At 39.7% G+C, this 26,706-nt stretch carries 19 protein-coding genes, 2 tRNA genes, 2 rRNA genes and 3 pseudogenes; 20 read left to right on the forward strand and 6 right to left on the reverse strand.

Annotated elements, in window-relative coordinates:
- Window positions 1-13 precede the first annotated feature (13 nt).
- The 13 genes and pseudogenes from EJF25_RS21340 (at window position 14) to EJF25_RS25905 (ending at window position 10,827) form a co-directional block, all read left to right on the forward strand.
- Window positions 14-2,895: ribosomal RNA gene (locus tag EJF25_RS21340) — 23S ribosomal RNA — on the forward strand.
- Window positions 2,896-3,003: 108 nt separating this feature from the next.
- A 5S ribosomal RNA gene (gene rrf / locus EJF25_RS21345) occupies window positions 3,004-3,114 on the forward strand.
- A gap of 517 nt (window positions 3,115-3,631) precedes the next feature.
- Window positions 3,632-4,075 carry a DUF8440 family protein gene (locus EJF25_RS21350; protein WP_125042684.1) on the forward strand — a complete coding sequence of 148 codons (444 nt, stop codon included), beginning with the start codon at window positions 3,632-3,634 and terminating at the stop codon, window positions 4,073-4,075.
- A gap of 153 nt (window positions 4,076-4,228) precedes the next feature.
- The gene (locus EJF25_RS21355) at window positions 4,229-5,026 is read left to right on the forward strand and encodes a MotA/TolQ/ExbB proton channel family protein (protein ID WP_125042642.1); all 798 of its coding nucleotides are present in this window, start codon (window positions 4,229-4,231) and stop codon (window positions 5,024-5,026) included.
- 28 nt (window positions 5,027-5,054) lie between these two features.
- Window positions 5,055-5,660, forward strand: coding sequence for an ExbD/TolR family protein (locus tag EJF25_RS21360; protein ID WP_125042643.1), 606 nt, complete (start codon window positions 5,055-5,057; stop codon window positions 5,658-5,660).
- A gap of 15 nt (window positions 5,661-5,675) precedes the next feature.
- Window positions 5,676-6,326: an ExbD/TolR family protein gene (locus tag EJF25_RS21365; RefSeq protein ID WP_125042644.1), complete on the forward strand. Its 651-nt coding sequence runs from the start codon at window positions 5,676-5,678 to the stop codon at window positions 6,324-6,326.
- Window positions 6,327-6,356: 30 nt separating this feature from the next.
- On the forward strand, window positions 6,357-7,169 hold the full coding sequence (locus EJF25_RS21370; RefSeq protein ID WP_125042645.1) for an energy transducer TonB: 813 nt from the start codon (window positions 6,357-6,359) through the stop codon (window positions 7,167-7,169).
- A gap of 1 nt (window position 7,170) precedes the next feature.
- Entirely contained in the window at window positions 7,171-8,121 is a 951-nt protein-coding gene (locus EJF25_RS21375; protein ID WP_125042646.1) for a PstS family phosphate ABC transporter substrate-binding protein, read from the forward strand.
- A gap of 14 nt (window positions 8,122-8,135) precedes the next feature.
- Window positions 8,136-9,569 carry a tetratricopeptide repeat protein gene (locus EJF25_RS21380; RefSeq protein ID WP_200832966.1) on the forward strand — a complete coding sequence of 478 codons (1,434 nt, stop codon included), beginning with the start codon at window positions 8,136-8,138 and terminating at the stop codon, window positions 9,567-9,569.
- 167 nt (window positions 9,570-9,736) lie between these two features.
- Window positions 9,737-9,832, forward strand: a pseudogene (locus EJF25_RS21385) (ABC transporter ATP-binding protein); the annotation flags it as partial.
- Window positions 9,833-9,834: 2 nt separating this feature from the next.
- Window positions 9,835-10,188, forward strand: a pseudogene (locus EJF25_RS21390) (GntR family transcriptional regulator).
- A gap of 5 nt (window positions 10,189-10,193) precedes the next feature.
- A complete protein-coding gene (locus EJF25_RS25900; protein ID WP_235016884.1) occupies window positions 10,194-10,421 on the forward strand; it encodes a hypothetical protein in 228 nt (75 codons plus the stop codon).
- Between the two features lie 112 nt (window positions 10,422-10,533).
- Window positions 10,534-10,827, forward strand: coding sequence for a hypothetical protein (locus EJF25_RS25905; protein WP_235016885.1), 294 nt, complete (start codon window positions 10,534-10,536; stop codon window positions 10,825-10,827).
- Window positions 10,828-11,156: 329 nt separating this feature from the next.
- Here EJF25_RS25905 and EJF25_RS21400 read toward each other — a convergent pair whose 3' ends face one another.
- Complete coding sequence (locus tag EJF25_RS21400) at window positions 11,157-12,791, reverse strand: alpha-galactosidase D (RefSeq protein WP_200832967.1); 1,635 nt, start codon at window positions 12,789-12,791, stop codon at window positions 11,157-11,159.
- Between the two features lie 445 nt (window positions 12,792-13,236).
- On the opposite strand from EJF25_RS21400, the gene EJF25_RS25910 reads away from it, so the two are divergent.
- The 6 genes and pseudogenes from EJF25_RS25910 (at window position 13,237) to EJF25_RS21425 (ending at window position 20,648) form a co-directional block, all read left to right on the forward strand.
- Complete coding sequence (locus tag EJF25_RS25910; RefSeq protein ID WP_235016886.1) at window positions 13,237-13,440, forward strand: cupin domain-containing protein; 204 nt, start codon at window positions 13,237-13,239, stop codon at window positions 13,438-13,440.
- Between the two features lie 134 nt (window positions 13,441-13,574).
- Window positions 13,575-13,817, forward strand: a complete 243-nt coding sequence (locus EJF25_RS25915) for a helix-turn-helix domain-containing protein (protein ID WP_235016887.1) — start codon at window positions 13,575-13,577, stop codon at window positions 13,815-13,817.
- A 405-nt stretch (window positions 13,818-14,222) separates the two neighbouring features.
- On the forward strand, window positions 14,223-14,414 hold the full coding sequence (locus EJF25_RS21410; protein ID WP_125042647.1) for a hypothetical protein: 192 nt from the start codon (window positions 14,223-14,225) through the stop codon (window positions 14,412-14,414).
- A 323-nt stretch (window positions 14,415-14,737) separates the two neighbouring features.
- Window positions 14,738-15,224, forward strand: a pseudogene (locus EJF25_RS26390) (DUF2961 domain-containing protein); the annotation flags it as partial.
- 63 nt (window positions 15,225-15,287) lie between these two features.
- Window positions 15,288-18,431, forward strand: coding sequence for a glycosyl hydrolase (locus EJF25_RS21420; RefSeq protein ID WP_125042648.1), 3,144 nt, complete (start codon window positions 15,288-15,290; stop codon window positions 18,429-18,431).
- A 123-nt stretch (window positions 18,432-18,554) separates the two neighbouring features.
- A complete protein-coding gene (locus EJF25_RS21425; RefSeq protein WP_125042649.1) occupies window positions 18,555-20,648 on the forward strand; it encodes a discoidin domain-containing protein in 2,094 nt (697 codons plus the stop codon).
- A 352-nt stretch (window positions 20,649-21,000) separates the two neighbouring features.
- Here EJF25_RS21425 and EJF25_RS21435 read toward each other — a convergent pair.
- The 3 genes from EJF25_RS21435 to gadC form a co-directional block, all read right to left on the reverse strand.
- A tRNA-Pro gene (locus EJF25_RS21435) sits at window positions 21,001-21,073 on the reverse strand.
- Between the two features lie 10 nt (window positions 21,074-21,083).
- Window positions 21,084-21,156, reverse strand: a tRNA-Phe gene (locus EJF25_RS21440).
- Between the two features lie 227 nt (window positions 21,157-21,383).
- Entirely contained in the window at window positions 21,384-23,045 is a 1,662-nt protein-coding gene (gene gadC, locus EJF25_RS21445; protein ID WP_125042650.1) for a glutamine/gamma-aminobutyrate antiporter GadC, read from the reverse strand.
- A 180-nt stretch (window positions 23,046-23,225) separates the two neighbouring features.
- Here gadC and EJF25_RS21450 point away from each other — a divergent pair, with 180 nt between their 5' ends.
- Window positions 23,226-24,026 carry a potassium channel family protein gene (locus EJF25_RS21450; protein ID WP_125042651.1) on the forward strand — a complete coding sequence of 267 codons (801 nt, stop codon included), beginning with the start codon at window positions 23,226-23,228 and terminating at the stop codon, window positions 24,024-24,026.
- Between the two features lie 112 nt (window positions 24,027-24,138).
- Here EJF25_RS21450 and glsA read toward each other — a convergent pair whose 3' ends face one another.
- Window positions 24,139-25,104, reverse strand: coding sequence for a glutaminase A (gene glsA, locus EJF25_RS21455; protein WP_125042652.1), 966 nt, complete (start codon window positions 25,102-25,104; stop codon window positions 24,139-24,141).
- Between the two features lie 8 nt (window positions 25,105-25,112).
- Complete coding sequence (gene gad / locus EJF25_RS21460; protein WP_125042653.1) at window positions 25,113-26,558, reverse strand: glutamate decarboxylase; 1,446 nt, start codon at window positions 26,556-26,558, stop codon at window positions 25,113-25,115.
- Window positions 26,559-26,706: the final 148 nt, after the last annotated feature.

A 26,706-nucleotide genomic window follows, 5' to 3' on the forward strand; every position in this document is an offset into this window, starting at 1 on the left:
GAAGTCAGTTTGAAAGAAAGTAAGCAAGGGCGCATGGCGGATGCCTTGGCTCTCGGAGGCGATGAAGGACGTGATAAGCTGCGATAAGCTCTGGGTAGGTGCAAATAACCCTGATCCAGAGATTTCCGAATGGGACAACCCGTCATTCTGAAGGAATGACATCCATCCTCGATGGAAGCTAACGCAGGGAACTGAAACATCTTAGTACCTGCAGGAAAAGAAAATAATAATGATTCCCCTAGTAGTGGCGAGCGAACGGGGACTAGCCCAAACCATAGTTGTTACGGCAATTATGGGGTTGTAGGACCACGATGTCGCATGACATCTGGTGAGAAGAACGATCTGGAAAGTTCGGCCATAGACGGTGATAGCCCGGTATTCTAAACCAGACGAAGCGTAGTGGTATCCTGAGTAGCGCGGGACACGAGAAATCTTGCGTGAATCCACCGGGACCATCCGGTAAGGCTAAATACTCCCGAGAGACCGATAGCGAACCAGTACTGTGAAGGAAAGGTGAAAAGCACTTCGAATAGAAGAGTGAAATAGTCCCTGAAACCATGCGCCTACAAGCGGTCGGAGCTGTTAAAACAGTGACGGCGTGCCTTTTGCATAATGAACCTACGAGTTACTTTTTCCGGCAAGGTTAAGTGTCTAGAGACATGCAGCCGAAGCGAAAGCGAGTCTTAATAGGGCGTCCAGTCGGAAGGAGTAGACGCGAAACCAAGTGATCTACCCTTGGGCAGGTTGAAGGTTAGGTAACACTAACTGGAGGACCGAACCGATAAGCGTTGAAAAGCTTCCGGATGACCTGAGGGTGGGGGTGAAAGGCTAATCAAACTTGGAGATAGCTCGTACTCCCCGAAATGCATTTAGGTGCAGCCTTGTGAGTTACTAATGTGAGGTAGAGCGACTGATAAGATGCGAGGGCTTCACCGCCTATCAAGTCTTGACAAACTCCGAATGCGCATTAGTCCAATCACAGGAGTGAGGGCATGGGTGCTAAGGTCCATGTCCCAAAGGAGAAGAATCCAGACCATCAGCTAAGGTCCCCAAATAAACACTAAGTTGAACTAACGAAGTCAGATTGCTAAGACAGCTAGGATGTTGGCTTGGAAGCAGCCATTCATTTAAAGAGTGCGTAACAGCTCACTAGTCGAGGAGTTTGGCGTGGATAATAATCGGGCATTAAGTGTTTTACCGAAGCTATGGGATCAGCAATGATCGGTAGGGGAGCATTCCACTCCGCGTCGAAGGCGTAGCGTCAGCTATACTGGAGCGTGTGGAAAAGCAAATGTAGGTATAAGTAACGATAAAGGGGGTGAGAAACCCCCTCGCCGCAAGACTAAGGTTTCCTGATCAACGCTAATCGGATCAGGGTTAGTCGGGTCCTAAGGCTCAGCCGAACGGCGAAGCCGATGGCAGAACAGGTTAATATTCCTGTACTACCTTAAAGAGTGATTGTGGAGACGGAGCAGTGACAATACCGCGGACTGACGGAATAGTCCGTTAAAGGGTGTAGATGCTGATCATCCCAGGCAAATCCAGGATGAGAGTCGAACCTGATAGTATACCGAATTCTTCGGAATGAAGTAATAGCGTATGTAATCAAACTCCCAAGAAAATCCGCTAAACTTAATCTTTGAGGTACCCGTACCGTAAACGGACACACGTAGTCGGGTTGAATATACTAAGGCGCTTGAGTGAATCACGGTTAAGGAACTAGGCAAATTAACCCTGTAACTTCGGGATAAAGGGTCCCAGCTTTTCGGCTGGGCGCAGAGAATAGGTCCAGGCAACTGTTTAACAAAAACACAGGGCTGTGCAAAATCGAAAGATTCGGTATACAGCCTGACACCTGCCCGGTGCTGGAAGGTTAAGAGGAGATGTCATCGCAAGAGAAGCATTGAATTGAAGCCCCAGTAAACGGCGGCCGTAACTATAACGGTCCTAAGGTAGCGAAATTCCTTGTCGGGTAAGTTCCGACCTGCACGAATGGTGTAATGATCTGGACACTGTCTCAACCGTGAGCTCAGTGAAATTGTAGTATCGGTGAAGATGCCGATTACCCGCGATGGGACGAAAAGACCCCGTGAACCTTTACTATAGCTTAACATTGAATTTGGGTAATTAATGTGTAGGATAGGCCGGAGACTTTGAAGTTCAGACGCCAGTTTGAATGGAGTCGCTGTTGAAATACGGCCCTTTGATTATTTGAGTTCTAACTCGTAATTTCGAGGACACTGTTTGGTGGGTAGTTTGACTGGGGTGGTCGCCTCCAAAACAGTAACGGAGGCTTCTAAAGGTGCCCTCAGGACGATTGGTAACCGTCCGTAGAGTGTAATGGCATAAGGGCGCTTGACTGGGAGACTCACAAGTCGATCAGGTAGGAAACTAGAGCATAGTGATCCGGTGTTTCCGTATGGAAGGGACATCGCTCAAAGGATAAAAGGTACTCCGGGGATAACAGGCTGATCCCTCCCAAGAGCTCATATCGACGGAGGGGTTTGGCACCTCGATGTCGGCTCGTCACATCCTGGGGCTGGAGAAGGTCCCAAGGGTTGGGCTGTTCGCCCATTAAAGTGGCACGCGAGCTGGGTTCAGAACGTCGTGAGACAGTTCGGTCTCTATCTATCGTGGGCGTATGAAATTTGCGTGGCTCTGACACTAGTACGAGAGGACCGTGTTGGACTGACCTCTGGTTTACCAGTTGTGCCGCCAGGTGCATTGCTGGGTATCTAAGTCGGGATTGGATAAGTGCTGAAAGCATCTAAGTACGAAGCCAGCCACAAGATTAGATTTCTTAGGGTCGTTAAAGACGATGACGTTGATAGGATGCAGGTGTACAGGTGGTAACATCTTAGCCGAGCATTACTAATTGCCCGTCTACTTTCTTTCTGGTTTTGTTTGTTATATACGTTTAGCGTATTATGATTATTAATATAATAAATACTATTGATAATAATGATTACTGTAATTTTACTTTTCATCATGTCATAACCTTTTTCAGGTGGTTATAGCACGAGGGTTCCACCTCTTCCCATTCCGAACAGAGAAGTTAAGCCTCGTCACGCCGATGGTACTGCGTAACAGTGGGAGAGTAGGTAACTGCCGTTTTTGAAGAAGCCCCTTCAGTCGATTGACCGGAGGGGCTTTCTGTTTTTTATCCGCTCTGATTAAGAGAGTGCTTATTGTACAATTCTTGTGATACCTACGTACTTATGAATGTATCGGTTAGGAAATCTGGAAATTGTGTTTATATATGACTAAAGAATTATTCTAGTATATTTTAAGTAGTATAGAGAAGTCCAAAACAAGTATTTTTGTTGCATTAGAATGCTGTTCTCAAAGATTGTCCTTATAAGGAAGAAACGCATCAGAAAGATAAGAATGATTATGAACTAATGAGATATTAATTATCATTTCACTTAAAAAGAGTTCATGAGTTTATAGTGAATAAAGCTATTTTAACGAAATAGTCATTTTGTTATGTGAACAAAACTGATTATGAATTGTTTTAATAATAGAGTTAAACTAATATACTTAAATGATGTGAATAACGATAAACGAATGTGTTTTATTAGTACATTTGTGATCGAAACATGAGAATTCTATTAATAACAAGAGAAATACAATGAGATTTTCTGTAAAATTCATATTAGCCTTTGTTTTATTTATGCTATCATATAGTATGAGTAACGCTGCTATGAGTCTTTCTACTTGTATTTCTGCAACTAAATGTTCTTCATCCCAATTATCAGAAGCATCTTCTAATATTGATACTAGCTTTTCTTTTAGCACTAGTACATCATTGGGTTTTGATAAATCACAATCATTGTCTATTTCTGATGCAGAAATGGCAATTAAGTCTGTTTCTGAAATATATAATAACTATCGTCTTCGTAGGATCATTGAAGCCAATGATCTTTTTAAAGATGTCTTGCACAAGTTTTTTTTGTTAAGAGAAAATATACTTGTATTAGACCAAAGTAAATCTTATTATTCGGATAAGGATCCACATTACTCTACTATCTGTAGCGACTATTACGTGTTCGCTCTAAGACGTATCTTTATTTAGTATTTTACCCCTTTTTATTTACTTTTCGTACCCCTGTATGAACTTTGTACAACTTTTTGGTTAAAAAGTTGTAGGGTCTATAGCGCAGTGTGTCTAATCGTATACCAAATTTTCTAAATAACTAAAATTTATTTTCTTAACAAAAAACTTATTATGGAAACTACTAAAAAAAGTCAAGTCGTTGGCATTAAGAATGCTGGCATTGTTATTATTTGCTGTTTTATAATAGCTTTGTGTATTTTTTATTTCCTATTAGGAAATGGGGCTAATTTTATGAATAATGACCCCAACAACCATCCGTTGAATATCTTAGGTACTATTTACAAAGGTGGTGTTATTGTACCTGTTATTCAAACATTGTTGCTGACAGTTATTGCATTGAGTGTTGAGCGTTATATCGCACTTCGTTCTGCTTATGGTAAAGGTTCATTAGCTAAATTCGTAGCTAATATTAAAGATGCTTTATCTGCTGGTGATGTGAAAAAAGCGCAGGCAATCTGTGACCAACAATGTGGTTCAGTAGCTAATGTTGTTACTTCTACTTTGCGTAAGTATGAAGAGATGGAAAAGAATACAGAGTTGTCTAAAGAACAAAAATTATTGGCTATTCAAAAAGAATTGGAAGAAGCAACTGCTTTGGAAATGCCAATGATGCAACAGAATCTTCCTATTATTGCTACAATTACTACATTGGGTACATTGATGGGATTGCTTGGTACTGTAATCGGTATGATCCGTTCATTTACAGCTTTAGCAGTAGGTGGTGGTACTGACTCTTTGGCATTGTCACAAGGTATTTCTGAAGCCTTGGTTAATACTGCATTCGGTATTTTGACTGGTGCATTGGCTGTTATTTCTTACAACTACTACACTAATAAAATTGATAAATTGACTTACGGACTCGACGAAGTCGGATTCTCTATTGTGCAGACTTTTGCTGCTACTCATTAATTTTGCGAACCCTTTAAATCTATTAACCATGGGCAGAGCGCAAATAAAAAAGAAAAGTACGTTCATAGATATGACAGCTATGAGTGACGTAACTGTATTGCTTCTAACTTTCTTTATGCTAACTTCAGCATTTGTGAAGAAAGAGCCGGTAACAGTTAATACTCCAGCTTCTGTATCGGAAATTAAAATTCCGGAGAAAAATGTGCTCCAGATTTTAATTGATCCGGAGGGAAAAGTATTTATGAGCCTCGATAAACAGCAAGATATGCAGGCTGTTTTGGAGAGTATGGGTGATGAGTATGGCATTAAGTTTACTCCAGAGCAAGAGAAGAGATTTATTGTAGCTTCTACATTCGGGGTACCTATTGGAAGTATGCAACAATACTTGGATCTTCCGGAAGAGCAACGGGATAAAATCCTGAAAAATGAAGGAATTCCTTGTGATAGTACTGATAATCAGTTTAAGTCGTGGGTACGTAATGCGCGTGCTGCTAACGCGGATTTGCGAATCGCTATCAAGGCAGATGCTTCGACTCCATACTCAGTGATAAAGAATGTAATGAACTCTCTTCAGGATTTGCGAGAGAATCGGTATAATCTGATTACTACTCTCAAAGGATCGTCTGAAGAATAAAATGGAGGAAAAATTATGAGTGCCGAAGTACAAGAGAGTGGTGGAAAGAGAGGAAAAAGCAAGCAGAAAAAAATATCTGTGCGGGTAGATTTTACTCCGATGGTTGATATGAATATGCTGCTGATTACTTTCTTTATGCTTTGTACCACATTAAATATACCTCAAACGATGGAAATAAGTATGCCGTCGAATGATAAGGATATAACAGAAGATCAGCAAAGTATGGTAAAAGCTTCTCAGGCAATAACACTGCTTTTGGGAGGTGATAACAAACTTTACTATTATGAAGGAGAGCCCAACTATAAAGATTATAGTTCGTTGAAGCAGACCAGTTATGCTGCGAGTGGAGTGCGCGATGTGCTTTTGCATAAGAATGCTGTTGCAGTGAACAAGGTAAGAGCATTGAAACAACAGAAATTGGATCTTGTGATTACTGACGATGAATTTAAGAAGCAAGTTTCTGAGATAAAAAGTGCAAAAGACACGCCAACTGTTATTATCAAAGCTACGGATGATGCTTCTTATGAGAATCTGGTTGATGTGCTGGATGAAATGCAAATTTGTAATATTGGTAAATATGTAATTACCGATATTGCAGAAGGAGATAAGTTTTTGATGAAGAACTTCGATGCAAAAGGAGAATTGTCGAAAAATTTAGCTGAATAAATAAGTAACACCTAAAAAAAGAAAAGTAAAATGGCAAAAATAGATTTGACTTCTTCGGAATGGTGTCAACTGATTTTTGAAGGTAAGAATCAAGCATATGGTGCCTTTAGGATACGCGAAAATTCGACCAAACGTCATAATATCGCCATGCTGATTGTATTGGTGGTAACTGCGATTGGTTTTACTATTCCTACATTGGTTAAGTGGGCAACTCCGAAGCAAAGAGAAGTAATAACTGAAGTGACTACACTGTCGAAATTGGAGGCACCGGAAGTGAAACAGAATGAAGTAAAAAAGGTTGTTCCTGTGGCACCTCCTCCTCAGGCAGTGAAGAGCTCTATCAAGTTTACGACTCCTAAAATCAAGAAGGATTCAGAAATTGATGAAACGAATGAAATTAAGAGTCAAGAAGAATTGCTTTCCACTAATGTGGCTATTTCGATTGCCGATGTAAAAGGTAATGATGAAGTTCATGGAGCGGATATTGCAGACTTGAAACAGATCGTAGTACAAGGTGAACCCGAACCGGATAATACTATATTTGAAGCAGTAGAACAGATGCCCTCATTCCCGGGAGGTGAGCTTTTGGCTTATCTTGGTAAGAATATTAAGTATCCGACAATTGCACAGGAGAATGGTACACAAGGTCGTGTTATCATACAATTTGTGGTAGAACGTGACGGTTCGATTACGGATGTACATGTAGCTCGTGGAGTAGATCCTTATTTGGATAAAGAGGCAATTCGTGTGATACAAGGTATGCCCAAATGGATTCCGGGTAAACAGAATGGTAAAGCGGTGCGTGTGAAATTTACAGTCCCGGTTTTATTTAAATTGACGTAAAATGAAGATAGAGAGACAATTTTGGCTGATAGGAATCGTATTATTGACGGTATTTGGTGCTTGCGGTTCTAAAGGTGGACCGACGGATACTTATTCGTCTGGTGTGATAGCTATTGCAGCGGATGCAAGTTTCGAGCCTATAATACAGGAAGAGATTGATGTATTTGAAAGTCTTTGTCCTCTGGCCGGAATTGTCCCTCGTTATACCACGGAAGTGGAAGCGATAAATTTACTTCTGAAAGACAGTGTCCGATTAGCTATTGCGACCCGGACACTGACTAAGGAGGAAATGGAATCATTCCATAGCCGTAAGTTTTTCCCTAAAGAGATAAAGTTGGCTACAGATGGTCTGGCATTGATAGTTAATCGTTCGAATCCGGACTCTTTGTTGAGTGTACGCGATTTCCGTCGTATTTTGACAGGGGAAGTGAAAAATTGGAAAGAAATTTATCCGGATTCCCGTTTGAAAGAAATTCAAGTGGTGTTCGATAATAAAAATTCGAGTACAGTACGTTTTGCAATAGATTCTATCTGTGATGGAAAGCCATTGGCAACGGGCAATGTAAGTGCGTTGGAAACGAACCTGCAGGTTATAAATTATGTAGCTAAGACACCTGATGCGATAGGAGTAATTGGGGTAAACTGGTTAGGCAACCGTAAGGATACAACTAATCTATCTTTTATAGAGGAAATCAGAGTTATGGCAGTAAGTGCAGAAGAGGTGGCAACTGTTGCCAATAGTTATAAACCTTTCCAGGCTTATCTATATTATGGTAACTACCCGTTGGCGCGACCTATTTATGCTTTGCTGAATGATCCCCGTGGAGGGCTGCCCTGGGGGTTTGCTTCTTTTATGACTTTTGATAAAGGACAGCGGATTATTTTTAAGTCGGGACTTCTTCCGGCTACGCAACCGACACGTATTGTTAATGTGAAGACGAATAATAACTAAAATTTGAGACTATCATGAAACGAGTACAAATGTTTTTAGCTGGAGCGTTTATAGCAGTTGGGTCGCTCTATGCTCAATCATCTGATGCTGAATGGCAGGAGGATGTTGCAAAATTGAAAGAAACTATTCAGAAGAATCCGACTCAAGCAACGGAAGAAGCTGAACAACTGATAAAAGGAAAAAATAAAAAAAATGTTGATCTTTTGGTGGCAATTGGAGAAGTCTATTTGCAAGCTGGAAAACCTACAGAAGCAGGAGAATATGCAGCTCTTGCTAGAAAAGCGGATGGCAAATCAGCTCTTGCTTCTCTACTGGAAGGAGACATTGCAATAAAACAGAAAAATGCTGGTTTGGCTTCCCAAAAATATGAAGAAGCTATTTATTTCGATTCGCATTGTGTAAATGCTTATTTGAAGTATGCGGATATTTATAAATCAGCCAATGTAAGCCTTGCAATTGAGAAGCTGGAACAATTAAAGACCTTAGAACCGTCCAACACGAATGTAGACAGAAAATTAGCCGAAATTTATTATTTTAAAAATGATTTTGTAAAAGCTGCCGATGCTTATTCGCATTTTGCGATGGAGCCAACAGCAACAGAAGAAGATTTGGCAAAATACGCATTTGCACTTTTCCTGAAGCATGATTTTCAGAAATCTCTTGAAGTGGCTAACATGGGGTTGAAGAAAAATTCGCGTCATGTTGCGTTCAATCGTTTGGCAATGTATAATTACACTGACTTGAAACGTTTTGATGAAGCAATTAAAGCTGCTGATATTTTCTTTAATGAATGTGATAAGGCAGACTATTCTTATCTGGATTATATGTATTATGGTCATTTGTTGGAAGCTTTAAAGAAATATGGTGAAGCTGCAGAGCAATACGAGAAAGCGGTTGCACTGGATTCAACAAAGACTGATTTATATAAAAATATATCTTTTGCTTATGAAGAGCAGAATGAATATAAAAAAGCAATCAGTGCTTACCAAAAGTATTATTCGTCACTTGAGAAGGAACAGCAAACTCCTGATTTGCAATTTCAGATGGGGCGACTTTATTATGGTTCAGGTACGCAAGCTGATTCATCTGCAATCACAGTAGAAGAGCGTAAGCAGGCCTTGGAGTTGGCAGACTCTGTCTTTAAAACCATTGCCGAAACGGCTCCGGATAGTTATTTAGGTAATTTCTGGAGAGCTCGTACCAATTCTGCATTAGATCCTGAAACAACTCAGGGATTGGCAAAACCTTTCTATGAGGCAGTTGCTTCTATGTTGGAAGGCAAGAATGATTCACGGTACAATTCTGCGTTGGTTGAATGTTACAGTTACCTTGGATATTATTATCTGGTAGTTAATAAACTGCCTGAATCTAAGAAATACTGGAGCAAAATTCTGGCTATAGACCCCGCTAATGCTACTGCTAAAAGAGCATTGGACGGCATCAAATAGTGAATAATTTTAGTTGTTTGTCGTGACAGGAGGAGTGGAGAGTGATTCTTAGCTCCTCCTTTTTTTATTATTTTTTCTCTTTTCTATTGGAATATTCAAAAGATTGTCGCTTTTGCAGTGTACTAACTAATACACTAAAAGGTCTATAAACTTTTAATTTAAGAGCTATGATTACTGTTGAGAATCTTTCGTTTTCTTATCGAAAATCCAAGCATACTGTATTGCATGATGTTTCTCTTTTTGGGGAGAAGGGGAGAGTGTATGTATTTATCTACAGATTGCTGATAGAATTTGTGACGAGATACTTCTGGAACAATATCTTGAAGAGGAGCGTATTCCTTCTGTCAGGGAATATGCTGCTATTGTGGAGGTAAATGCCAATACGGTAGTGCGTTCGTACGATTACCTTCAACTTCAGAATATTATTTATAATAAACGAGGTATTGGTTACTTTGTAGTTATGGGTGCCAAATAACTGATTTTCTCTTTAAGAAAGGATACTTTCTTGAAGGAAGACCTAGAATACTTCTTTCGGCAGATTAAAACACTTGATATTTCTATTCAGGAGATAACTAATATGTATCGGGAATTTTGTAAAAAGAACAGTAAATTGAAGTAAAGATTATGAAACGCACAACTTATATATTAATAGGACTTTTTATTGCTGGACTTATTGTACTGGCGGATGGAATACTTGTGATGTTTTCTGGAGGAAAACCTTATGATTCCAATGACATTCTTTTTGGGGGAGAACAAGTGACCAAAGAGTTTCCTACATTTAGGGTAATATGGCTTACCCAGTCGGTACTTGCAAAAGAGGATTGTGTTGTTGGATGGCGAACTCCTGTCTGAAAGTGTTACCTTCGGAAGGGGAAAAGCATGTGTTCTCTTGCCCCAAAGAGGTAAATGATTATCTGACAATGAAGGTAATCAGGATACTTTAAGAATTACTTTTGATTATCCTATGGATAAGCTTTCTGAAAAATTTAAGGAACAAAAGTCTGTGGATATGATTATTGTTGAATGGCAATTGCGGATGCCATCGGATGTGGAGACTATTATCTGTGATATCAGAAATCAGAAATTAGTACTCAGAAATCTCTCGCAGGATTCTCTTTCTATTGATGCTTCAGTTTCTGTTGCAGTTGAGGATTGTGATTTTAAGGCTTTCAATGTTTTAAGATGTGCTAATCTGCTGAACCTTCAAAGTGAGAATAGTCGTGATTTATATCTATATCTCGATCATATTGATGGGTAGAGTGTGAATCCGAAAACATGTCATATTGATACGGAATACTTAACGGGGTATAATGCCGATGTACAATTAGAAAAAGGAGAGTGTAAACGTATGTTTTGGACTCCTACAAAAGAAGAGGCAAGGTTGCATATGTTACACTTCATGAGAGGTCTTGTATTACAATGGAATGATGGTGTCTGAAAAAGAGAAAAAATGTGAATTCCCTTATTAAGATTAACTTATAAATAATAAAATGCGAATCTTACAATATCAACACAGAACCACGAAATTTGTGATATTGAAGAGATTCACATTTTATATCGTTTCTAGTATAACTTTCAGATGAGCTTTTATTCTTTAGCTAAAGTGAAGTTGTCAATATCCGGTGCCCAGTTATAACTATTACACATGCGGATTACATTATAACCAGGTTTTAATTCCACTGGTACTGTGATTTGATGATGATTATCATCATCAGCTAATGCATTGATTCTTGTAGTAATAGCATTAACTGTCAGATCCAATTGGCGACCTTTACCAAATGAATAGTTGATAGTCATATTATAACGTCCTCCCTTTTCACTGTATACTTCGGACCATTCTGCATAGTTTTCCGGTTGTCCACCAATAAATCCGACTTTCATCTTACCGGAAGCCTGTCCGTCATAGGAATATACAATACCTTTAGAATTCTTACCTAGATCATTGTAAAGAGGCAAATAAGCCCATTCTGCCTCATATAATGTTGGTTCTAGACGTGTTTCTCCTTCCATACGTAGGAACATGCCACTATGAGCAGGAAGTGTTTGTTCGAAGGTACCGGAGAAAGTACCTAGATCATTGTGTTTTACCAGGTCACGTACTTTTACATTTCCACCGAATTCCAATGTAGAAAATGGAACAGAGAAAGTACAAACTGTATCCGATGGATTGTAAAGAGCAACAGCACGTACATTGCCCCGTTGTTGTTCAATGTCTTTAACCAGTACGTATCCTTCATTTTCGTGTTGCACTACATAAGCTTGACGTCCTAATGGATCTTGGTTCAATGCAATTAATTCTTTATTTGTCACTAATTGTAGAGAAGATTCTGGCATTGTTGCCAGATTACAACCTATTAATAAAGGTGAACTCATGATACACCATAAACCAAAATGAACTTCTTCTTCAGTCGGAGTAAGTCCTTCTCCTCCTACTTTACAGCTATCCCGGAATCCGATTACCATCATGTCCATATCGTTATAATGTCCATTACGGGCGTAGGCAGACAGATATAGGTTTTTGCCTACCACGTATTTTAATGAGTTCCAATGAGCATTGATATCTCCACTAATACGCCATGAATTTGCTATATTTTCTGCCCATGTTCCCGGAAATGCCCATCGGCAGATATTAACGGAAACATCCTTGTTTACTTTATCAATGCTTTTTCGGATAGAAGTATATCTTTCTTCTTCATCTAGTCCTAGAAAACTTCCACCACAATAGTCTATTTTGATGAAATCGAATCCCCAGTCTCCAAAATATAATTGAGCGTCTTGTTCTTCATGCCCATAGATACCGGCTCCTACTCCGGCATGGTCTTTGTCGGCCATAGAACCGCAGGTGTTATTTCCTGCGTCGGTATAAATACCAGCTTTCATACCCAGACTGTGTATATGGTCTACTACGGGTTTCATACCATTAGGGAAACGAGTTGTGTTGGCTTGCATGTTTCCATTACTATCCCGTTCGTTGAAGAAGCCGTCGTCGATATTTACATTGAGATAACCAGCATCTTTCAAACCTTTTTCTACCATAAGGTCAGCCTGATTTTTGATAATATCTTCACTGATATCTACCCGGAAGGCATTCCATGAACTCCATCCCATTAGAGGTGGTGGGACAGATTTACCACTATTAGAGTGGTTTACTTGAGTCTCTGCGCAACTTGCACATAACAAAGAAAAAGCGACAGTAGCTAAGATGTAGAATTTGTTTTTCATTGTGTAAATGAAGATTAATGATGAATAAATAAATTGAGTTATCAAAGATATAAATGATTCTATTTGCCTGCAAATAAATTGGAAAAGAACAGTCATTTTTTATAGGATATACGGCAAAAATGCGAAATCATGTTTTTACTTTGTTTCTTGAAGGTTTAGGATTTCCATGATAAATTGCCGCACTGTTTCTTTTAAAAATACCCAATATTATGGAACGTATGTCCATTAAATATTTTAGGAATGACGCCCTCTGGAAACCGATTGGGATATATCTTCAGTTGGTTTTGAAGAGATTGCTCCCAATACTACTTATCTCAGCCAAAAACATTTTGCCGGATATTACTTTGATCCTGAAAAAGGGCGTATTCTAAAAGAGTATCAACTAGTTTATATTACTGAAGGAGTGCTGGAGACGAAGAGTAGGGGGATTTACTATTAAAGAAGTATGATCTTTGTCCTCTTTCCCAGAGAATGGCATACTTATTATCCTAATTATCAAACTGGTTGGAGCCATTATTGGATTGGGTTTGCAGGTTTGGAAGTAAATAGCCGGATGACAAATGAATATTGTTCGAAAGAAAGTCCTGTATTTAAAGTAGGTATTAATGATGAGATTGTTTTTATTTATGAAAAGCCATTGTGTAGCTAACGAAGAGCAAGTATTATATAAAAGAGTTCTTAGTGGATTAGTGGCTTATTTGGTAGCATTGATGTACAGCATTGATAAGAATCTATGTGTAGCGAATGACGATTTTTTCTAAAATAGATTCTGCCTGTGTACTTATGAGAGAATTGATTGACCAGCCTGTCTCCATGCAAGAAATTGCTAAAAAGTCGGGCATTGGATATTCGCTTTTCCGTAGACTGTTTAAAGAAAAAATGAATTGTGCTCCGGTGCAATATTTTCAGGAACTTAAACTGCATAAAGCTATCGAACTATTGACTACTACTATTCCTGTAAAAGAGATCGCTTATAGGTTAGACTTTGAATCTCCAGCTTACTTTTCTGCTCGGTTTAAGAAATAGACTGGAAAATCTCCGAATGAATACCGAGATGAGTTCGGTGTCAAATAGTTATAGTTTTCTGGCGAATATTGAAAGTTTTTCTGTGAAATGATACCTAGTTTGTATCATGATATAAAACTAATATTATGATGCAACAGAAATTAGACTTATCAATTTGGTTTTGTTGCTTATTAGTGTACCTAATTTCATCTAAAGTGAATCATTAATAACGAAAAAATACAAATCATGGACAGATTAAACTTTTTAAAATGTTCGCTTTTATCATTGGTCAGCCCTTCATTGCTATTTGCTAATGAGATGACTGAAAAAGTAATTCAACCACTCGATACAGAGAATAAAGACAAGTCTATAACGCCTAATAAAAAAGTCCATTACTGGAATAAGAACACGTGATTTACCACTGCTATGTGGGATTTTTTGTGGCTTACTGATCTGGGAAAAGGAGGTTCTTATGAGAATATAGAGCAAAGAGTGGCTGAAGTTGATAATACCTTACGAATCGATTGCCTCCCTTCACATCTGTTACAAAAGAGTACTATATTTACTAAGGGGTACAATCCGGGAGAAGCATTAACTATTCTCTGTTGGGGAAGGTGACTATTGATTTCAGTTGTAATGCTTTGGAAAAATTGGAACAATTGGTCGATGCTTGTCGGAAATATAATATATGGTTAGGTCTTGACTCATGGGGAAAAAGGTCACATGATGGGGCATAAATCGACTTTAGTTTAAGATAATGAACAAAGTGTGATATCGGAGGCACAAGAAGAAAAGGCATTGCGTGATTTGGGTCATACATGGGTAAAAGGCAACTCGGTTGATGAGTGAAGAAGGTATTTGGGAACGAGCTGTAATGGGTTGCTCCAATGAATGAAGTTCCTCATTTCGCTTCCGTAGTGCTGTTAGTCTGGAAAAAACGATTCGCTCCATTGAGCTCGTTAGCAGCTTGTATGAATTCGGGTGGTGCTTTCAATTGTTATTGGAAAATGCCGTTTCGCAAAAAATGCAGAATAACAATGGAGAACATCAATGATGCTCCGATGACTCTTTATTATCAAGTGAATTATGTACTGACAGATGCAGTTGAAGATGAGACTTATTTCCATGTATAATTCCACCGCTCCAATCTTACAAAAGATGTTTTACACACACTCGTAGATGGAATTAAAGTAAAGGACAATAGATTTAGCATGGCGCGTTTACGATAATGGTTGGCATATCGTCGATCCGATCCGTTTTGATAAAGAGTTGAAGGTGACTATACAGGATTTGGGATGGAGACATGACGGTAGATACAATGCACAATAATCGGATATTTCTTCTACGGTATTCTGGTATCAGGTGGAACCTCATGCTAGATTTCCGGCTTTACCGAAAAAAGATGACTTGGAAATATCGACTCCTTGATGAATATTTGTTATCTTTGGCAACTTGATAACATAAACGATATTATTAAAACACTTTTAGATTATGAGGACAGTCATCTTATGTCTTTTGTTAAGTGTCTTTTCTTCTGTAGTACGTGCAGGACAGAAAGACAAGTTTATACCTTTTGAGAAAATTGAATCAGGCTTTCGGCAGGTTCCGAATGATGTAAGAGTAGCTGTTTATTGGTATTGGATCTCCGACAATATCTCTAAAGAGGGAGTTATTAAGGATTTGGAAGCTATGAAAGCGGCAGGTATCAGTCGTGCTTATATTGGAAATATCGGTCTAGGTGATATTGCAGCCGGAAAACATAAGATTCTTACAGAAGGATGGTGGGAAATAATTCATGCTGCTTTGAAAAAGGCTACGGAGCTGGATATTGAGATTGGTATTTTCAATAGCCCGGGATGGAGCCAGTCCGGTGGACCATGGATCAAACCGAACGAAAGTATGCGTTACCTCGCTTCATCCGAACTGAGAGTAACGGGTCCCAAAATGTTACAGACGGATTTACCCGTTATTGCTGAGGATGCAGAAGATGTTAAAGTCATTGCTTTTCCGGCTCCTACAGGTGATGTAGTGAGTGGTAACTGGAAGGTAAAGAAGCAAGAAGGGAAAGAAGAAGTGGTGGAGATGAAACTCCCTCAGGAAACTACGGTTCGTAGCTTTTCTCTTCAAGTAAATACACCTATAAAGACCGATGCAGATTTATATATCAAAGAAGGAAATAATTATCATATCCTTAAAAAGATTCATATTGATAGAAGCAATGCTGCTCTGAATGTCGGATTTATTCCTTATCCGCCTATTGTAATCTCTTTGCCAGAAGTAAAAGGACAGGAGTTCCGTCTTGTCATTCATGCCGGGGGGAATGCGGAATTGGATATTGCACTTTCTTCACAACCGATGTTGGAACGTTATCCGGAAAAGATGTTGGCTAAAATGTTCCAGACTCCTCTGCCTCTTTGGCACGATTATATGTGGGATAGAATGCCGGGGCTTTCCGATAAGGATTATTTGGTTAAGGCTGATAAAGTGGTGGATATAACTTCCTCCTTTAAAGGTGGAAAACTTAATTGGGCAGTTCCGGAAGGAGAATGGGTTATCATGCGGACAGGAATGCGCTCTACGAAAGTGACCAATAGTCCTGCCAGCCCGGAAGGTACGGGATTGGAAGTGGATAAAATGAGCAAAAAACATGTAGCAACTCACTTTGATGCTTATATTGGAGAAATACTACGCCGCATTCCGGCACAGGATCGGAAAACGTTTAAAGTAGTAGTACAAGATAGTTATGAGACCGGGGGGCAAAACTGGACAGACGATATGATTGCTAGTTTTAAAAAGAAATACGGATATGATCCGGTGGTTTATCTTCCCGTTTTGAAGGGGATGATCGTTGGTAGCCCTGATCAGTCGGATCGTTTCTTGTGGGACCTACGTCGTTTGGTAGCTGATCGTGTAGCCTACGATTATGTAGGTGGCCTGCGTGAAGTATGTCATAAGCAAGGTTTGACAACTTGGTTGGAGAATTATGGTCATTGGGGATTTCCAGGTGAATTTCTACAATACGGTGGACAGTCGGATGAAGTAGGTGGTGAATTCTGGTGTGAAGGCTCATTAGGGGATATTGAGAATCGCGCAGCCTCTTCTTGTGCTCATATCTATGGAAAAAAGAAAGTATGGGCAGAATCATTTACAGCAGGCGGTCCGAATTTTCATCGTTATCCATATTTGATGAAACAGCGTGGGGATCGTTTCTTTACGGAAGGGATTAACAGTACTTTATTGCACGTATATATCCATCAGCCTTCGAACGATCGTTTGCCTGGTATGAGTGCTTGGTTTGGTTGTGAGTTTAATCGCAATAACACATGGTTCGGTCAGATGGATGTATTTACTGGTTATCTGAAACGTTGTAACTTTATGTTGCAACAGGGACAATATGTTGCCGACGCTGCTTACTTTATCGGTGAAGATGCTCCTAAAATGACAGGAGTTTGTGATCCGGCTTTGCCTAAAGGATATTCTTTCGACTATATAAATGCTGAAATACTTCTGAACCAGACTTCTGTAAAAGATGGAAAATTGACATTGCAGAGTGGTATGCAATATCGTGTACTTGTATTGCCTAGACAGAATACGATGAGACCGGAGGTACTGAAGAAAGTAAGAGAGCTGGTAAAAAACGGACTTGTAATAGTAGGAACAGCACCGGAATATTCTCCAAGTTTGGCTGGATATCCTAAAGCTGATCAGGAAGTGAAAGCGATGGCTTCAGATTTATGGAATGGGCAGGGCTTCGGACAAACATATGGAAAAGGACGTGTATTTTCATCCAATGAATCACTGGATAAAGTTTTTGCAGCGTTATCTTTATCTCCGGATTGTAGTATCAGTAATGATACTCCGGTTTTGTTTATCCATCGTACAACATCGGATGGGGATTTTTATTTTATTTCCAATCAGAGTGATAAAGTCATATCCTTTGACGCTACTTTTAGAATTTCTTCTAAAGTTCCTGAATTGTGGAACCCGCTGACTCAGGATATGCGCCTCTTACCAGAGTATTCTGATAAGGGCGGTTTGACTACGGTACCTTTACAATTGAAACCTTTTGAGAGTTCCTTTATTGTGTTCCGTAAGAAATCAGAGGCAAAACAGTCAGGAAGCAATTATCCGCAATCAGAAGTTGTCGTAAAAGTAGATTCTCTATGGACAGTTGTCTTTGATAAGAATGCTAGAGGACCGGAAGAAGCTGTTGCTTTCCCTACTCTGATAGATTGGAAGGATTCGGAAGATGCTCGTATTAAATATTATTCAGGTACGGCTATTTACACGAATACATTCAACCTAGAGAAATTACCGAAAAAACAGTTTTATATTGATTTAGGTAAGGTGATGGTGATGGCTAAGGTATATGTGAATGACCAATATGCCGGTGGTGTATGGACGAATCCTTATCAACTTAATATAACTGACTATCTGCGTACAGGAAAGAATACTCTGAAAATTGAAGTTGTGAACAATTGGGAGAATCGTTTGATTGGCGATCAGCAGTTACCGGAGGAATTTCGTCCTACTTGGACTGCGGTGAATCCATGGAACGCAAATTCTCCGTTGCAATCTTCCGGATTATTAGGACCTGTTCAAATAGAAGCTTACGATTATTTGATGATAAAATAAGCTTTTATATAAAAATAAAGCTTGAATGAAATAGAGTGTATCAAAAGTAAAGATGATTTCAACATAAATCACAAATACTTTTGACTCACCCTTTGTGAACGTATTTCTAACAAAACTCTTATTATGAAAAAGAAAAGATTATTAAAATCACTATTTATATTTGTCGGTGCTGTAGCTTTATCAATTTCCGGATTATATGCTCAACAAGGAGTTAACCAGTATATCCCTGTTAGTCCGCGACAAACCGTAGAAGATGGAATTTTCTGGCCGAATGGTCAAATGCTTCCTCATTTTGCGACTCCTGCACCTCAACTGGATGGATTTGATTTGCAAAAGGCCAAGTTGCAACTGGAAGAAAAAACAATGATTCTCTCTCTTCAGGGAATAATCAATAAAAAACAGCCACGTATCTTTTTGTTCGATCATAGTGGTGAAGGCAAAGGGAAATGGCCTCGTTTATTGAACCTGACCATTCGTGAATTCGAACCTACAGAATATCTGAAATTAGTAGAGAAATACAAAGATGAGCTGAAAGGAGTCATTTTATATGATCGGGCGAAGAGTGATCATTATCTGAATCTGGCCTCTACAGTTGCCGGATTGGAAGAGGCAATTCCTGTGTCTCTTCAATTATACGATCGGTTAAAACAACAGGGAATTTTGTTACCTGTTTTGGCAGATTTTACAAAGTTGCCATATATAAAATCTACTGAAATCTACGAATACATGTTTCAGAAATACTGGAATAAATGTACTCACCGTTTATTAGTCAGCCTTCCGCCCCAACGGGGATTTGTACGTGACATGGCGGTAGCTTCCGGAACTGCTATAGTCTGGCTGGACCCACGTGTCTGGAGAGAAAACACTGTATTACGTAAATTCTTGAAAACAATGAAACCGGGTGAAAGCATTATTACTGGCTGGTATGCTGAAGAGCGCTCTGGAATAGGACTGGCAGCAGAATATGGACTTTCAACCATTCCATCAGATTTCTATGAGAATGCTACTGTATACGCCGGAATGCAGCAACAGATAAAATATCCGGAAGTTCCTAAAATGCCGGAACTGGAAAACAAGATTTATCTTGCAATCTATTTAAGCGACGGTGACAATGTGCAATATTGCCAACATGCAATGTCTGAATTATGGGATAAGACAGGAAGAGGCAGTATTCCAATCAACTGGACCATTAGCCCGGGATTGGTAGATTTCGGTCCGGGGCTGCTTAATCATTATTATAGTACGGCTACACTCAATGATTTCTTTGCATCGGGTCCATCCGGAATGGGATATTCATTAATCTATGATGCACACAATTATTTATGGAATGCAACTTCTGGGACGGATTTTACCCCTTATGCCAAACTGACACAACAATACTTGGAAAAAAGCGGACTGCGTGTGATCACTATTTGGGATGAGGTGAATCAAGAACAAATGGCTGCTTACGCTTACAATTGCCGTTATCTATATGGTTTAACTCAGCAGGACTGGGAATTCCATCCTTACAAAGTTCCGACTTACATTCAAAATCACAGATTGGCCTTTGTTCCCAATCTGCCTTGTTATGCAAGTGGAGTGGATGTTATCTACTCTTTCTGGAAAGATACAATAGCTGGATTTGATGGCTCAAAACCTATATTCCTTTCGGCGCAAGGCGAGTCATGGAAGATGGGACCGGATAATATTGTAGCATTAAAGAAGCGTCTGGAAGAATTGTCTCCGGGTAATATCGTGATTTGTCGCGGTGATCATTTCTTCAATCTCTATAGTCAGGCCAATTATCTGCCTTTCAATCTGACTCTTTCCTCGAAAATGAAAATTACTTCCAGCAATGCCACTACAAATGTGAAGACTGTAGCGGATGGAACTCCATGTGAGGGACATATGTGGGTTTCCAAGGAAAAAGGAAATGAAGCATGGATTCAGTTTGATTTTAAGGACGAATATTTAATCAACCGTTATGTAGTACGCCATGCCGGAAATGCCGGAATGCCGAAACAATTGAATACCCGATCCTTCACGATGGAAGTTAGCCGCGATGGTAAGAAATGGACACGCGTAGATTCACAGGACAATAATACAGCGCCTGTCACCGATGTCGATATTACTCCGGTACAAGGAAGATATGTTCGTCTGCAAATACAAGATGCAGGTGAAGATGGAATTGCTCGTATAGGTGATGTGGAGATATACGGAAGTATCTCTGGAAATTAGGATAATCTACTTGCGGATCATACTTAAATTCGTTTATAGTCTCCGGAATTTGAGTATGAACCGAATTTTCTTGAAGATGCAGGGAAATATTTATCGAACATGATGAAATATATCAATCCGATGCTTGAAATGTCTTGTAAATTAGGTAGTTTGTGAAGCAATAGTGATTTTTCTAATAGGCAAAAAATACAAAATTTAGTCTATCCCAGCGGAATTTACTTCGACAAGGAAAATGATGATTATCGAACAGAAAACGAGAATGAAGTTTTTAAGATTTTCCGCAGAATTACAGCGGTTTACGAAGGTGAAAAAGAAAAAGCGACAACCGATTCTGCTCGTTTGTCGCCTTCTGTCGGAATGAGGCGACTCGAACGCCCGACCCCTACGTCCCGAACGTAGTGCGCTACCAACTGCGCTACATTCCGCTCACAAAAGTGGTGCCACCAGGAATCGAACCGGGGACACAAGGATTTTCAGTCCTTTGCTCTACCAACTGAGCTATGGCACCTTTCTTGTTTGCGGGTGCAAAGATAAGTATATTTTTTAATACCACAATGACTTAAATGGAAAAAATATCCAAATTCAAGTAAAAGAAGAAGATATGTAGTGAGGAAGAGATATGCAGACATTGTAAATGGCAAAAAGGAGAATGAAATATATAAAATAATCCCATGATGGAATCTATGACTCCATCATGGGATTAGAAGTTTATTAATTATTTATGATTGTATCCAACTAAGACGTTGGATTTTTATCCTTGTCATCGGCAGAGCCGGATGAAACATCTGAACCTGATGGTGAAGGATTACTTGATGAAGCGGAACTTCCACCAGTCGGAGCTGTTGTACTTGTTTTTGCACTATTACTAGCAGACGTACTATTGCTTGCAGATGCAGTAGCGGAGGAAGTAGTTGTGGCAGTTGCACTGACATTAGCAGTTTGTGCTTGTACTTCCCAATGGAACGGTTCGAATTCAGTGTTCGGATCAGTCCATGATGGCTTTCTTGAAGCATAAATGATGAACGGAGCCACCACTACAACTAAAGCACCGATAATCAATACGGAGAACCAAACAGTATTGCTACCTGTAGAAATCTGGCTCGGCGGAATGAAGCTTAATATAAAGGCAAGCAAAGATCCACAGAATCCAAGTCCACCGATAATCCACATCAGGCTATTGCCATTCTTTCCGATACGGAACGGACGGTTGGCCTTCTTCATGTTGTAACGGAGATAGATAGCACCTGAGAACATGAGCAAGTACATGATGAGGTAGAGAATAACTGTCAATTGAGATAGAATTTGGTAGAAGCTCTGCACAGAAGGCATTACAACAAACAGAAGACTCAACAGGGTAACAGCACCACCTTGTATGAACAAGATATTTTTCTGAACACCCAGTTTGTTTGTTTTCTGGAAGAACGGAGGCATGTAACCGGCTTTACCTACGGCAAAGATACCTTTTGACGGACCAGCTACCCACGTTAATACACCTGCTAACACACCAAATGCAAGAGCAATGGCGATAATCGGTGACAGCCAGGAAGAGTGGATGTATTGAAAGTAGTTATCGAAGCCAACAAGCAGACTTTGTGTCAGGTTGATGTCTTTAGCCGGAATGATGATACCCAATGCAAATGTTCCTAACACGAAGATGATAACTGTGATTAGTGCACCGATAAATACCGCTTTCGGATAATTCTTCGCAGGGTTTTCCATGTCTTTCACGTGAATACCGCCCATTTCCATACCGGCATAAAAGAGGAAGATACTAGCTGCGAGCACAACGTTGTCGAAATTCGTGAAGTCAGGGAAGAAACTGCTATGGAAGTCCAGGTTGGAGTGTCCGCCTGTTGCCAGATAGACAATACCCAGGATAATCAGCAGTGCTGCCGGAATAATAGTACCGACCATACCGCCTATTTTGGCCACTTTACCTACCCATCCCATGCCTTTAAGAGAGATGAACGTGGCAAGCCAATAGATAATGAGTACAACAGCCAATGTGTAGAACTTGTTGCTGGCCAATGCCATATCGTGAGTATCATTCATGCCGATGAAAGCGATAGATACAGCGCCGAATGTCAAAACGGTCGGATACCAGATGGTACTTTCAATCCACTGTAACCAGATGGCAAGAAATCCGATTTTTTTTCCGTAAGCTTCGCCTACCCATCGGAATACACCACCTTGTTTATCCTGAAACATAGCTGCCAGCTCGGCTGCTACGAGTGATGTTGGAATCAGGAAGACAATTGCTGCAAAAAGATAATAAAAAGCCGAGCTCATTCCATAGACGGCTTCGGCTGGCAGTCCGCGCAGGGATACAACTGCCGTAACGTTCATGATAGCAAGTGTAAACACACCTAGCTTCACTGCATTTTTAATATTCGCCATAAGTTAAGGTTTTAAGTGAAAAATATTTTAAAGTCAGTGATTATAACAAGATTCTTTGGGAGATGTTTGCAAATAATAGTTCAAAGTTGGTTAATTAACAAATGTATACTGACGGAACATTCGTAGCTTATTTTTGTTTCTGTACATAATAATATTAGAAACTTTTTAAAATAAACAATTATGAAATCCGCTCTTTCTGATTTTGTATGGGAGAAAAAGGGTATTTATGGCATTCTTCATGTAGTTATTTTGTTGATGTCTCTTTTTCTGGTCATAAGTATTTCTATTGATACTTTCAAAGGTATTCCTTTTTATACGCAAACTTCGTATATGAAAGTTCAGTTATGGATATGTATCTGGTTTTTGTTCGATTTTGTGCTGGAATTCTTTTTGGCAAGACATAAATGGCATTACCTACGCTCACACTTTGTTTTCTTGTTGGTAGCGATACCTTATCAGAATATTATTGCGTATTATGGTTGGACATTCTCACCGGAGGTTACTTATATGCTACGTTTTATTCCTTTGTTGAGAGGAGGATATGCATTAGCTATTGTGGTAGGATGGCTCACTCATAATAGAGCTTCCAGCCTTTTTATATCTTATCTGACAATGTTGTTGGCAACTGTTTATTTTTCCAGCTTAGCATTTTTTGTACTTGAGCATAAAGTGAATCCTTTGGTTGTCGGATATGGTGATGCTTTATGGTGGGCATTTATGGATGTTACTACTGTTGGTTCGAATATTATAGCTGTAACTGTTACAGGGCGTGTGTTGTCTGTTGTATTAGCAGCATTGGGTATGATGATGTTTCCAATCTTTACAGTATATGTTACAAATTTGATACAACGTTTTAACGATCAGAAAAACAAGTATTATCAGCAACAAACAACCCAACAAGAATCAGTAGTTTCACAAGGGCAAACGTCTCCACAAGGACAAACATCACAGCAATCACCAACAGAGAAATCTGCTTCATAGAAGATAATTACGCTCAATAACCGATATAAAAGCCCTATTTCATATAATAAATTAGAGGGCGTTATTCCTTTTACAGGATAGCGCCCTCTCTCACGTTAGAAAAAATCGAATTTTACTCCCCAACAATGATATGATTATTTCCGAATACATTCAGACCGAGTTTGTTCATGATGTACTGAATAGCCAGTTGAGCTTTTACAGAGTTGCCGGATCCGTCCAAAGGAGGAGCAAATGCGGAAATACCAAACTGACCGGGCAACACACCCATAACACCACCGCCTACACCTGTCTTGGCGGGAATACCTGAAGTATACATCCAGTCACCTGTGTGCTCGTAAAAACCTACTGCGGCAATCATTGCCGTAATTTTAGGAGATAGACTAGCATCAAATACTTCCTTCTTAGTAACCGGATTCACACCTGCATTAGCGATTGTACCAGCGGCAATAGATAACTGCAAAGCAGTCACTCCTAAAGAACATTGACGGGTATAGAGGTCTAATGACATATCTGGATCATCATAGATACGATTGTAATTTTTCAACAACCAAGCGATAGAGCGGTTGTTGAAATTAGTATCTGATTCCGATTTATACAATTCATCAATCAGTTGAGGTGCACTACCACATAGGTCGGTAATATTTTGAACGATGGCTTCCCATTTTTTAGCAGAGTCACCAGTCGGTTTCACCATACTACAAGCAGTGATTGCCCCGGCATTTACCAGCGGAGTAGAAGGATGATCGTTTTCCAACAAGATAGCCATGATAGAGTTAAAAGGCAATCCGGTTGCATCGGCTCCGATTTTCTCTAGTATCTCTTTTGCACCGTACTGGCGTAGTGCCAGAATCGCCGTATGTACTTTGGATACGGATTCAATACCGAAGCGGTAATCAGTATCTCCCACGTGAATGGTTTGTCCGTTAAGCAGACAAACACTAATTCCGAAGAGATCTTTGTTTACATTCGCCAGATAAGGAATATAGTCGGCATTCTTGCCGCCTGTATTTGTCTTTACCTGTTCGTATGCTTCCTGAACTATTTCTTGCAATTGAGCAAGAGTTATTTTCTTATCCATAAGGTAATTTATTTTTTTACAGCTTTCTGATGACGTCCGCCATGATTAAATATTTTAGCCTCTACCGGTAAATTCTTCTCCTGAGCCAGACGAGTAGGAGTCGGGAAGTCAAGTTTTTCCAATTCAGCAATTGCATTCTTGATGTCACCCAACAACATATCTGCCATGTCGCGGCTAAATCCCTGACGAACAACAATACGCATTACTACGTAGTCTTGTAACTTTTCAGGCAACGTATAAGCAGGAACCATCCAACCATGTTGAGACAACTTATCTTGCAAATCATACAATGTCCATTTAGCAGTCTTAGCATATTCCGGTTTCATGTACCAAATGAATAGTGGGTTCACTACTTCTTTAGAGTAGTTTACAAACGGAGTCATCTTAGCTATTTCGCCATGAAGATACTTAGCGATCTGCAAAGAGTTGTACTGAACTTCTTTGTAACCTTGAAATCCTAAACGGATGAATTGATAATACTGACCCAAAATCTGAGCAGCAGGGCGAGAGAAGTTCAAACCAACTTGAGTAATGTTAGCTCCCAGATAGTTTACGCTGAATGCCATTTCTTCAGGTAGGTATTCTTTACCTTTCCATACTACCCATCCTAATCCTGGATAAACAAGCCCGAACTTATGACCTGATACACTGATAGAAAGTACCCATTTCAGACGGAAGTCCCATTTTGTTTCCGGATAAAGGAACGGAAGGATGAAACCACCACTAGCGGCATCTACGTGGATAGGAATGTCAAAACCTGTTTTTGCATTGTAAGCATCAAGGGCTTTGTCAAGAGCTTCTACGTCATCATTCAGTCCTGTCCATGTAACACCTTGGATAGGTACAATACAGATCGTGTTTTCATCACACATCTTCAATGCTTCTTCTGGGTCGAGAGTTGTCTTTTCCAATGTCAAAGGCACTTCACGCATTTCAATCTGCCATAACTGAGCAAATTTTTCCCAAACTACCTGGAAACCGGTTGAGATAACGAAATTAGGTTTATCAAACGGTTTACCTTGAGCTTGTCTTTTTTTACGCCAGCGTAGCCATGCTGCTACACCACCCAACATACAAGCTTCGGAAGAGCCGATAGCCAAGGCACCAGTTTTCCAAGTATCCTTTTCTGGAGAATTCCACAGGTTGGCAACGATATTGATACATTTACCGTTCATTACTGCGATACGCGGATACTCTGTTTCATCGATGTAGTTGATGTTGATAGCCTCGTTCATCAGTTTGGTAGCATATTCGTCCATGTAAGTAGTGACGAAGGTTGCTAGATTCAGTCTTGGTTGAGTCTGAGCAAATGTTTCATCTTTCACCATTTGATATGCGATTTCCGGGGTAGTAGGACCATCAGGAATTTTTTCTACGGGTGAAGGTTGCAACATTCTGTTAGAACCAAATACATCTGTCTTGGCATCACCTTTTCTAAAGTTTAAATCTTCCATACTTAATTTGTTTTTTTAAAGGTTTAGGCGATGGGGATTTTCCCCGTCTAATTTTCCACAACAACAGCAGATAGTATTGAAAGTTTGCTGGTTTTACATTATTTGGCGTTTATTAAGGGTGAACTTTATTGCGGTATGATTGTTGTTT

Origin of the sequence: Bacteroides faecalis (assembly GCF_003865075.1) — a bacterium.
GTDB classification, from domain to species: Bacteria; Bacteroidota; Bacteroidia; order Bacteroidales; family Bacteroidaceae; genus Bacteroides; species Bacteroides faecalis.

What these genes read in the sequence shown, in the direction of transcription:
- EJF25_RS21400 (WP_200832967.1), bottom strand. Translation starts at nt 12,791, where the DNA reads ATGAAAAACAAATTCTACATCTTAGCTACTGTCGCTTTTTCTTTGTTA.
- gad (WP_125042653.1), bottom strand. Translation starts at nt 26,558, where the DNA reads ATGGAAGATTTAAACTTTAGAAAAGGTGATGCCAAGACAGATGTATTT.
- EJF25_RS25915 (WP_235016887.1), top strand. Translation starts at nt 13,575, where the DNA reads ATGAGAGAATTGATTGACCAGCCTGTCTCCATGCAAGAAATTGCTAAA.
- EJF25_RS21350 (WP_125042684.1), top strand. Translation starts at nt 3,632, where the DNA reads ATGAGATTTTCTGTAAAATTCATATTAGCCTTTGTTTTATTTATGCTA.
- EJF25_RS21365 (WP_125042644.1), top strand. Translation starts at nt 5,676, where the DNA reads ATGAGTGCCGAAGTACAAGAGAGTGGTGGAAAGAGAGGAAAAAGCAAG.
- EJF25_RS25910 (WP_235016886.1), top strand. Translation starts at nt 13,237, where the DNA reads ATGATCTTTGTCCTCTTTCCCAGAGAATGGCATACTTATTATCCTAAT.
- EJF25_RS21370 (WP_125042645.1), top strand. Translation starts at nt 6,357, where the DNA reads ATGGCAAAAATAGATTTGACTTCTTCGGAATGGTGTCAACTGATTTTT.
- EJF25_RS21450 (WP_125042651.1), top strand. Translation starts at nt 23,226, where the DNA reads ATGAAATCCGCTCTTTCTGATTTTGTATGGGAGAAAAAGGGTATTTAT.
- EJF25_RS21425 (WP_125042649.1), top strand. Translation starts at nt 18,555, where the DNA reads ATGAAAAAGAAAAGATTATTAAAATCACTATTTATATTTGTCGGTGCT.
- EJF25_RS21380 (WP_200832966.1), top strand. Translation starts at nt 8,136, where the DNA reads ATGAAACGAGTACAAATGTTTTTAGCTGGAGCGTTTATAGCAGTTGGG.
- EJF25_RS21375 (WP_125042646.1), top strand. Translation starts at nt 7,171, where the DNA reads ATGAAGATAGAGAGACAATTTTGGCTGATAGGAATCGTATTATTGACG.
- EJF25_RS21355 (WP_125042642.1), top strand. Translation starts at nt 4,229, where the DNA reads ATGGAAACTACTAAAAAAAGTCAAGTCGTTGGCATTAAGAATGCTGGC.
- EJF25_RS21410 (WP_125042647.1), top strand. Translation starts at nt 14,223, where the DNA reads ATGTGGGATTTTTTGTGGCTTACTGATCTGGGAAAAGGAGGTTCTTAT.
- EJF25_RS25905 (WP_235016885.1), top strand. Translation starts at nt 10,534, where the DNA reads ATGGATAAGCTTTCTGAAAAATTTAAGGAACAAAAGTCTGTGGATATG.
- glsA (WP_125042652.1), bottom strand. Translation starts at nt 25,104, where the DNA reads ATGGATAAGAAAATAACTCTTGCTCAATTGCAAGAAATAGTTCAGGAA.
- EJF25_RS21360 (WP_125042643.1), top strand. Translation starts at nt 5,055, where the DNA reads ATGGGCAGAGCGCAAATAAAAAAGAAAAGTACGTTCATAGATATGACA.
- gadC (WP_125042650.1), bottom strand. Translation starts at nt 23,045, where the DNA reads ATGGCGAATATTAAAAATGCAGTGAAGCTAGGTGTGTTTACACTTGCT.
- EJF25_RS25900 (WP_235016884.1), top strand. Translation starts at nt 10,194, where the DNA reads ATGAAACGCACAACTTATATATTAATAGGACTTTTTATTGCTGGACTT.
- EJF25_RS21420 (WP_125042648.1), top strand. Translation starts at nt 15,288, where the DNA reads ATGAGGACAGTCATCTTATGTCTTTTGTTAAGTGTCTTTTCTTCTGTA.